The sequence below is a fragment of the Anaerostipes stercorihominis genome (assembly GCF_057535655.1).
The window spans coordinates 77,444-84,865 of the sequence record NZ_BAAJCL010000012.1 but is presented as its reverse complement, the minus strand read 5'-3'; the positions used below and the strand labels follow the sequence as shown (position 1 = coordinate 84,865).

The following is a 7,422-nucleotide window of genomic DNA, read 5'->3' as shown; positions in this document are numbered from 1 at the left end:
GCATCCTTCGCCATCTTTTCGTCCGCTTCTGATAAGAAGCTTCCTTATTTTCCCACTTCGTTCTTTGTTTGTCAAGAACTTTTTTATTTTTTATTTGCCTTGGAGTTTCAAATCCGCAGCAACTTTTATATCATACCATCTTCAAAACTCATTGTCAAGAACTTTTTTTCACATGTTATGATTCTGTTCTGAGCGATCTCCGTCAGCAACTTTTATATCATAGCATTATTCGACATCTTTTGTCAAGAACTTTTTTCAATTTATTTTTTTGATGATTTTGTCATTTGCTGTCACTTCATCAGCAACGTTCTATATGTTATCATCAACCTGCTGTCCTGTCAACCATTTTTTTCAATTTATTTTTATTTTGTTTTTTTACATTTCCGGTTATAATAATGGAGTCAATGACACAGTGTTTTTGACATCTGTGCTACAATATTTTTTGAAAGGAATTTAAAATATGAACAAAATAGCAAGTTTTACTGTGAACCACCTGACATTGCTCCCTGGAGTCTATGTTTCACGCAAAGATACTGTAGGATCTGAAATTCTGACAACTTTTGATCTTAGAATGACCGCTCCCAATCGGGAACCTGTAATGAATACTGCTGAAATGCATACCATCGAACATTTAGCTGCTACATATTTAAGAAACAACAAAGATTGGAAAGATTCTGTTATTTATTTTGGGCCGATGGGCTGCCGCACCGGGTTTTATTTGATTTTGGCCGGTGATTTCACTTCTGAAGAAATCCTTCCTCTTGTGACAGAAACTTTTGAATTTATTCGGGACTTCAACGCTCCGGTGCCAGGTGCGTCTGCAAGAGATTGTGGAAATTATCTGGATATGAATCTTCCAATGGCAAACTATCTTGCTCTTCGCTACTTAGACTCTGCTTTATATCATGCAAGTGAAAAAAACTTGAATTATCCGGAATGATTTTGTCCATACTATAAAAGTACTCATCAATTAAAGGAGGCTTTTATTATGAAAAATCAAAACGCTGTATACCAGGAAGTTGCACAGGAATGTAGTGAATACTGTCCTTGCGGATGTGATCACTCTGTAAAAAATGTCAGCACCGGCGATAATACAAAAACAGCCAGCTGCCTGAACTGCAAGCATTTTTCCTCTTCTGATCAGCATTGCAGGCTTGATCTTTACGACAAAATTGTTACCAATCTATAATTCCTTTTTTTCATAATTCCCTTTCCGGAGTATTGAAATGAAGAGGAACAATGAAAGCCACCATTTGAACCCTGAATCAAATGGTGGTTTTTTACATATCTTTTGTAAAATTGAAAGAAACCCTTTGATTTCTTTTTACAATGGTTTATGATATGTATTAGATTTTTATTTTAGGAGGCATTTGTTATGGTTACACAACAAATTGTTGCAATTGCAATTTTTTTAATTACTATGGCAGCTATCATCACCGATAAAATACATAACACAGTCGCTGCGATTTCCGGCGCCGCACTGCTTATTCTTACACATGTTTTATCCATCGAAGATGCTGTCGAAGCTGTTGACGTAGAAACAATCTGCATTCTTGTAGGAATGATGCTTTTGGTTGCGGTCATCAAAAATTCCGGAATTTTTGAATATATCGCAATCAAATCTGCCAAACTGGCGAAGGGACGGCCCTGGCCCATTATGGTTACATTTATTATTATTACCGCGTTGCTATCCAGCATGCTCGATAACGTTACTACAGTACTGCTGGTCGGCCCTATGACTTTAGCCATTACTGATATTTTAAAAGTCAATCCGATTCCCTACATTGTAACTCAAATCATGGCATCAAATATTGGCGGTACTGCAACTTTAATCGGTGACCCTCCGAACATTATGATTGGAAGCGCGGCACATCTGAGCTTTGTTGACTTCATTTGCAATACCGGTTTTGCAATTCTATTTGTCATAATCATTTCAATTTTATGCTTTCAAATCATCTATAAAAAGCAGTTATCTGTTGATAACAATGCAATTCAAAAGGTAATGCTCCTAGATGAAAAAAAGGCAATCAAAAACCGACGGCTTATGATCGAAAGTATCATCGTCATTGTGATTGTGGCAGTTTCTTTCATTTTTCATGACCAGCTTGGTCTGCAGTCCTGCACCATAGCAATCACTGCCGCCTGTGTGATGCTCTTAATCGGCGGTCAGGACCCGGAAGATATCATCTTAAGCATTGAGTGGCCGACTATTTTATTTTTTATCGGTCTTTTTATCGTTGTTGGAGGTTTAAAGAAGGTCGGAGTAATTACAATGCTTGCCAATGGTCTAATCTCCGTAACCGGAGGAAATGTTATGATCACCATGCTGGTCATTTTATGGGTTTCTGCCATCGTCTCCTCTTTCCTTGATAACATTCCTTTTGTAGCAACATTAATTCCGATGATCTTGACTATGCAATCCAAAGGAATTGACACTGCGCCGATCTGGTGGGCCCTGTCTCTTGGCGCTTGTCTTGGAGGAAATGGAACCTTAATCGGCGCTTCTGCCAATGTTGTTTTATCTGGAATCAGTAAAAATCATGGGTATCCTATCAGTTTTGGAGAATATTTTAAAATCGGTTTCCCAATGATGATCATTTCCGTTGCAGTTTGTACCATATATTTACTTCTACGTTTTGCATAATCTCACATTTTCTGTACGTTATATACAATTGTTTGAAAGGAAGGGATTTTTTATGAACAGAAATACGATTACCGGCGATTATATCAATGTAAATCTGCGCCAGCTCGGTGCAACATCTATTAAAGAGTTTAACAGCATCATGCACATTGCAGAATTTAATCTCGGAGATGGATTGATCATTTCCTACGTCTTTAATATCACACGGCACAACAAATACTTTTTACAAAGAGTAGAGCCCTATTCTATGATTCATGGAAAGTTTGCAAGCAGCCAGGAAATTATTGAATTTATTACAGAAGATTTAAAGCGTTTTGAAAATGCCAAAAACAGTCATAACTTTAATACCTTTTTACTGATCTCCCACTTGGGGCACCATGTAACGGAAAATATCGAACAATTATTTTTAAATTACAACGTCGATGCCCATAAACTGGAAGAAATCCAAGATAACTTGGAATCCTCCTTAAAAGACATCCTGAAATTATTTGACAGTTCAGAAAAAATCTCTCTCTCAGCTTCTGCTGATCCAACGGAAGATATCAAATAATACAGGTATTTCAAAATAGAATCAAACACAACAAAAAAATCCCGCAGATAACATCATGCATTATCTGCGGGATTTTTTCTTTTATTGAATGTCCACGACGATTTTTTTATCGCCTTTGTCAACCGAAGCCTTTACCACAGTACGAATTGCCTTCGCAATTCTCCCCTGCTTGCCAATTACTTTCCCCACATCGCCTTCTGCCACATGAAGTTCTAAAAAAACGGTATCCTCTGTTTCTTTTTCTGTAACCGTAACCTGATCCGGCTGATCAACGAGGGCTTTTGCAATCACTTCTAATAAATGTTTCATGCGAGCCTCCTATATTTCTTATTTTTCAATTCCTGCAGCCTTCAGTAACTTCGCTACAGTATCTGTAGGCTGAGCACCGGTAGCTAACCATTTCTTTGCAGCTTCTTCATCAAATTTAATCACACTCGGATCCTGTGTCGGATCATATATTCCGATCTCTTCAATGAATTTTCCATCTCTGGGAGCTCTGGAATCTGCAACAACAACTCTATAAAAAGGTGCCTTTTTCTGTCCCATTCTCTTTAATCTCATTTTTACTGCCATTTGTTTTTTCCTCCAAATTTTTTAATTTTGTAATAATATCTATAACCAAGGTTTAAAAAGGTAACTTAAATCCACCTCTTTTACCACCTTTGCCACCTAACATCCCCGACATCTGTTTCATCATCTGTTTCTGATTTTGTACTTGCTTGCAAAGACGATTCACTTCCGCAATGGGAACTCCCGCTCCTGCTGCAATCCTTCTCTTTCTCGGAGCATTGATCAATTTCGGGTTTGCGCGCTCTTCCTTTGTCATGGAATAAATAATTGCCGCTGTTTTATCCATCATGCCATCATCAATATCCAGCCCCTGCATTTTGCTTCCAACTCCCGGAATCATTGACAGCAGATTGGATAAACCGCCCATCTTCTTCATTTGCTCCATCTGATCCAGAAAATCATTAAAATCAAACTCTGCTTTGCGCATTTTCTCAGTCATCCGAAGTGCATCTTCTTCATTGATGGTAGCCTCTGCTTTCTCAATTAAAGAAAGCACATCACCCATTCCAAGAATTCTGCTTGTCATTCGATCCGGATAAAATTGCTGCAGGTCCTCCAGTTTTTCTCCCATACCCACATACAAAATAGGTCTTCCTGTCACAGACCGAATCGACAGCGCCGCACCGCCTCGGGTATCGCCATCCATTTTTGTAATAATAATGCCGTCAATTCCCACTTTCTCGTGAAACTCTTTTGCCACATTGACAGCATCCTGCCCCGTCATGGCATCCACGACCAAAATGCTCTGGTAAACATCCACATTCTCTTTCATCGCTACGAGCTCCGTCATCATATTTTCATCAATATGAAGCCGTCCCGCTGTATCCAGAATCACGATATTATTTCCATTTTTATGCGCGTGCTCAATTGCCGCCTTTGCAATATTTACGGGATTTTGCTTATCTCCCATGGTAAAAACCGGAACCCCGACTTTGTCTCCATTCACCTGAAGCTGCTTAATCGCTGCAGGCCGATAGACATCACATGCCACCAGCAGCGGACGTTTTCCTTTTTTCTTATACTGTCCTGCAAGCTTCGCGCATGTGGTTGTTTTTCCTGCTCCCTGAAGTCCCGCCATCAAAATAACAGTAATTTCATTTCCCGGACGAAGTGCAATCTCCGTCATCGTGGAACCCATCAAAGATTCCATCTCTTCCTTTACGATTTTAATTACCATCTGCCCGGGATTGAGACCATTCAGCACATCCTGCCCAATTGCTCTTTCCTGCACAGTTTTTATAAATGACTTTACGACTTTAAAATTGACATCGGCCTCTAAAAGCGCCCGCTTTACTTCGCGCATCGCTTCCTTTACATCATTTTCCGTCAAACGGCCTTTGCTTCTTAAGTTCTTAAATACACCCTGAAGTTTCTCGGATAAACTTTCAAATGCCATAGATTCACCTCAACTTATAAATCTTCCAGAATCTGATTGGATACAGATTCTATTTGCCTGATATCTTCTTTCATCTGCTCTTTATCTTCCCTGAGAAGCCTTTGCGATATCATATGAATCTCTTTGATCTTCTCCTTGGCCGTCAAAAATCTTGTAACCAGATGCAGACGCTTCTCATAATCCTCCAGAATCTTATTGCACCTGCGAATCATATCATAAGCCGCCTGCCTCGTGATGCCAAAATCGGCAGCAATCTCCGTAGCAGTCAGATCATTCAAAATATGTTCTTCATAGATTTCTTTCTGGTGATCTGTCAGCAGCTCACCATAAAAATCATACAATAAATTCTGTTCAACGATTCGTTCCATCTGATACTCCTGTAAAGCATTTTTCCTTTACCATGTGTTAGTTTACAAAATCCCGACAGCTTTGTCAAGTATTTTTACTTGCACAATACATTTTTCACTTGAAAAACTCTGTCTTTTCTGTAAAATGAAAAAGAGTAGCATAATGATTATAAAACAAAAAGAAAGGTTATACAATGATACAGGCAAATAATGTAACACTGCGTTTAGGCAAACGTGCTTTGTTTGAAGATGTAAATATTAAATTTACAGAAGGAAACTGCTATGGGCTGATCGGCGCCAACGGAGCAGGAAAATCTACCTTCTTAAAAATCCTTTCCGGTGAAATCGAACCCTCCAAAGGAGATGTCTCCATCACCTCCGGACAGCGTCTTTCCGTTTTAAAACAGGATCACTATCAATATGATGAGCATCTGGTCCTTGATACGGTTATGATGGGAAATCAAAGACTTTATGAAATTATGAAAGAAAAAGAAGCCCTCTATGCCAAAGAAGACTTTACTGATGAGGATGGAATCCGTGCCAGCGAATTAGAAGGAGAGTTCGCCGATATGAACGGCTGGGAAGCAGAATCCGATGCCGCAACGTTATTAAACGGTCTTGGGGTATCCTCTGAGCTTCACAATACCAGAATGGCAGACTTAAACGGCTCCCAAAAAGTAAAGGTACTGCTGGCTCAGGCATTGTTCGGAAATCCTGATATCCTTCTTTTGGACGAGCCTACCAACCATTTGGATTTGGATGCCATCTACTGGCTGGAAGAATTCTTGATTAATTTTGATAATACTGTCATTGTCGTATCTCATGACCGTTATTTCTTAAATAAGGTTTGTACTCATATCGCGGATATTGATTACGCAAAAATCCAGTTATTCTCCGGAAATTACGATTTCTGGTATGAATCCAGCCAGCTCCTTACAAAGCAAATGAAAGAATCCAACAAGAAGAAGGAGGAAAAAATCAAGGAACTGCAGGACTTTATCGCAAGATTCAGCGCCAATGCCTCCAAATCCAAGCAGGCAACTTCCAGAAAGAAAGCCCTCGATAAAATTCAGTTGGACGATTTGAAACCATCCAGCAGAAAATACCCATACATTAACTTTAAGCCAAACCGTACGATTGGAAATGATGCTCTGGTAGTGGAGCATCTCTCAAAAACCATTGACGGCATAAAAATACTGGATAACATTTCTTTCTTAATGAAACCAACGGATAAAATTGCTTTCGTGGGACCGAATACTCAGGCTGCAACAACTTTATTTAAAATTCTTTCCGGTGAAATGGAGCCCGATGAAGGAACTTATAAATGGGGAGTTACAACCTCACAATCCTACTTTCCAAAAGATAATACCAAAGATTTCAGTCAGGATGAGACCATCGTTGAGTGGCTGACACAGTATTCCGAAGAAAAAGACGCCACCTTTGTTCGCGGTTTTCTGGGACGAATGTTATTTTCCGGGGAGGATGCTTTGAAAAAAGTCGGTGTTTTATCCGGTGGTGAAAAAGTTCGCTGCATGCTTTCTAAACTGATGATCAGCGGCGCCAATATTTTACTTCTGGATGAGCCTACCAATCACCTGGATATGGAATCCATTACCGCATTAAATGAAGCTTTGAAGGATTTTGAGGGAGCCCTGCTGTTTACCTCTCAGGATCATCAGTTTGTCCAGACAACAGCCAACCGAATTATGGAAATTACAGAAAACGGCTTAATTGATAAAGAATGTACTTACGATGAATATTTAGAACATGACACGGCTGCAAGAAAACGCCAGATTGTCGAAATCTCCGACGAGATGTAATTTTTTCTCAATCTCCGGAAGTTCCAAAAGGCACATTCCGGGATTGTAAGCAGTCACCCAAGTCTCAGGCAAGCTCGGACTTGGCTCATCGGCTCATC

The 7,422-nt window shown here is 39.6% G+C and carries 9 protein-coding genes; 5 read left to right on the top strand and 4 right to left on the bottom strand.

The window, feature by feature from the left end:
* Positions 1-460 precede the first annotated feature (460 nt).
* The 4 genes from AC27EF_RS10845 (at position 461) to AC27EF_RS10830 (ending at position 3,191) form a co-directional block, all read left to right on the top strand.
* On the top strand, positions 461-940 hold the full coding sequence (locus tag AC27EF_RS10845; protein WP_487110776.1) for an S-ribosylhomocysteine lyase: 480 nt from the start codon (positions 461-463) through the stop codon (positions 938-940).
* A 48-nt stretch (positions 941-988) separates the two neighbouring features.
* Entirely contained in the window at positions 989-1,189 is a 201-nt protein-coding gene (locus AC27EF_RS10840) for a hypothetical protein (RefSeq protein ID WP_487110775.1), read from the top strand.
* 186 nt (positions 1,190-1,375) lie between these two features.
* Positions 1,376-2,644 carry an ArsB/NhaD family transporter gene (locus AC27EF_RS10835; RefSeq protein ID WP_487110774.1) on the top strand — a complete coding sequence of 423 codons (1,269 nt, stop codon included), beginning with the start codon at positions 1,376-1,378 and terminating at the stop codon, positions 2,642-2,644.
* Positions 2,645-2,696: 52 nt separating this feature from the next.
* Positions 2,697-3,191, top strand: coding sequence for a hypothetical protein (locus AC27EF_RS10830; RefSeq protein WP_487110773.1), 495 nt, complete (start codon positions 2,697-2,699; stop codon positions 3,189-3,191).
* A gap of 81 nt (positions 3,192-3,272) precedes the next feature.
* Here AC27EF_RS10830 and AC27EF_RS10825 read toward each other — a convergent pair whose 3' ends face one another.
* The 4 genes from AC27EF_RS10825 to ylxM are packed head-to-tail and all read right to left on the bottom strand — an operon-like array spanning position 3,273 to position 5,525.
* Positions 3,273-3,500 (bottom strand): KH domain-containing protein, encoded by a 228-nt coding sequence (locus tag AC27EF_RS10825; RefSeq protein ID WP_487110772.1) that lies wholly within the window; start codon positions 3,498-3,500, stop codon positions 3,273-3,275.
* Between the two features lie 18 nt (positions 3,501-3,518).
* Positions 3,519-3,764, bottom strand: coding sequence for a 30S ribosomal protein S16 (gene rpsP / locus AC27EF_RS10820; protein ID WP_487110771.1), 246 nt, complete (start codon positions 3,762-3,764; stop codon positions 3,519-3,521).
* Between the two features lie 52 nt (positions 3,765-3,816).
* A complete protein-coding gene (gene ffh / locus AC27EF_RS10815; RefSeq protein ID WP_487110770.1) occupies positions 3,817-5,157 on the bottom strand; it encodes a signal recognition particle protein in 1,341 nt (446 codons plus the stop codon).
* A 14-nt stretch (positions 5,158-5,171) separates the two neighbouring features.
* Entirely contained in the window at positions 5,172-5,525 is a 354-nt protein-coding gene (gene ylxM, locus AC27EF_RS10810; protein WP_487110769.1) for a YlxM family DNA-binding protein, read from the bottom strand.
* 173 nt (positions 5,526-5,698) lie between these two features.
* Between ylxM and AC27EF_RS10805 the strand changes: the two genes are divergently transcribed.
* Entirely contained in the window at positions 5,699-7,324 is a 1,626-nt protein-coding gene (locus tag AC27EF_RS10805; protein WP_487110768.1) for an ABC-F family ATP-binding cassette domain-containing protein, read from the top strand.
* The last annotated feature ends 98 nt before the right edge of the window (positions 7,325-7,422 follow it).

What these genes read in the sequence shown, in the direction of transcription:
- ffh (WP_487110770.1), bottom strand. Translation starts at nt 5,157, where the DNA reads ATGGCATTTGAAAGTTTATCCGAGAAACTTCAGGGTGTATTTAAGAAC.
- rpsP (WP_487110771.1), bottom strand. Translation starts at nt 3,764, where the DNA reads ATGGCAGTAAAAATGAGATTAAAGAGAATGGGACAGAAAAAGGCACCT.
- AC27EF_RS10845 (WP_487110776.1), top strand. Translation starts at nt 461, where the DNA reads ATGAACAAAATAGCAAGTTTTACTGTGAACCACCTGACATTGCTCCCT.
- ylxM (WP_487110769.1), bottom strand. Translation starts at nt 5,525, where the DNA reads ATGGAACGAATCGTTGAACAGAATTTATTGTATGATTTTTATGGTGAG.
- AC27EF_RS10830 (WP_487110773.1), top strand. Translation starts at nt 2,697, where the DNA reads ATGAACAGAAATACGATTACCGGCGATTATATCAATGTAAATCTGCGC.
- AC27EF_RS10825 (WP_487110772.1), bottom strand. Translation starts at nt 3,500, where the DNA reads ATGAAACATTTATTAGAAGTGATTGCAAAAGCCCTCGTTGATCAGCCG.
- AC27EF_RS10835 (WP_487110774.1), top strand. Translation starts at nt 1,376, where the DNA reads ATGGTTACACAACAAATTGTTGCAATTGCAATTTTTTTAATTACTATG.
- AC27EF_RS10805 (WP_487110768.1), top strand. Translation starts at nt 5,699, where the DNA reads ATGATACAGGCAAATAATGTAACACTGCGTTTAGGCAAACGTGCTTTG.
- AC27EF_RS10840 (WP_487110775.1), top strand. Translation starts at nt 989, where the DNA reads ATGAAAAATCAAAACGCTGTATACCAGGAAGTTGCACAGGAATGTAGT.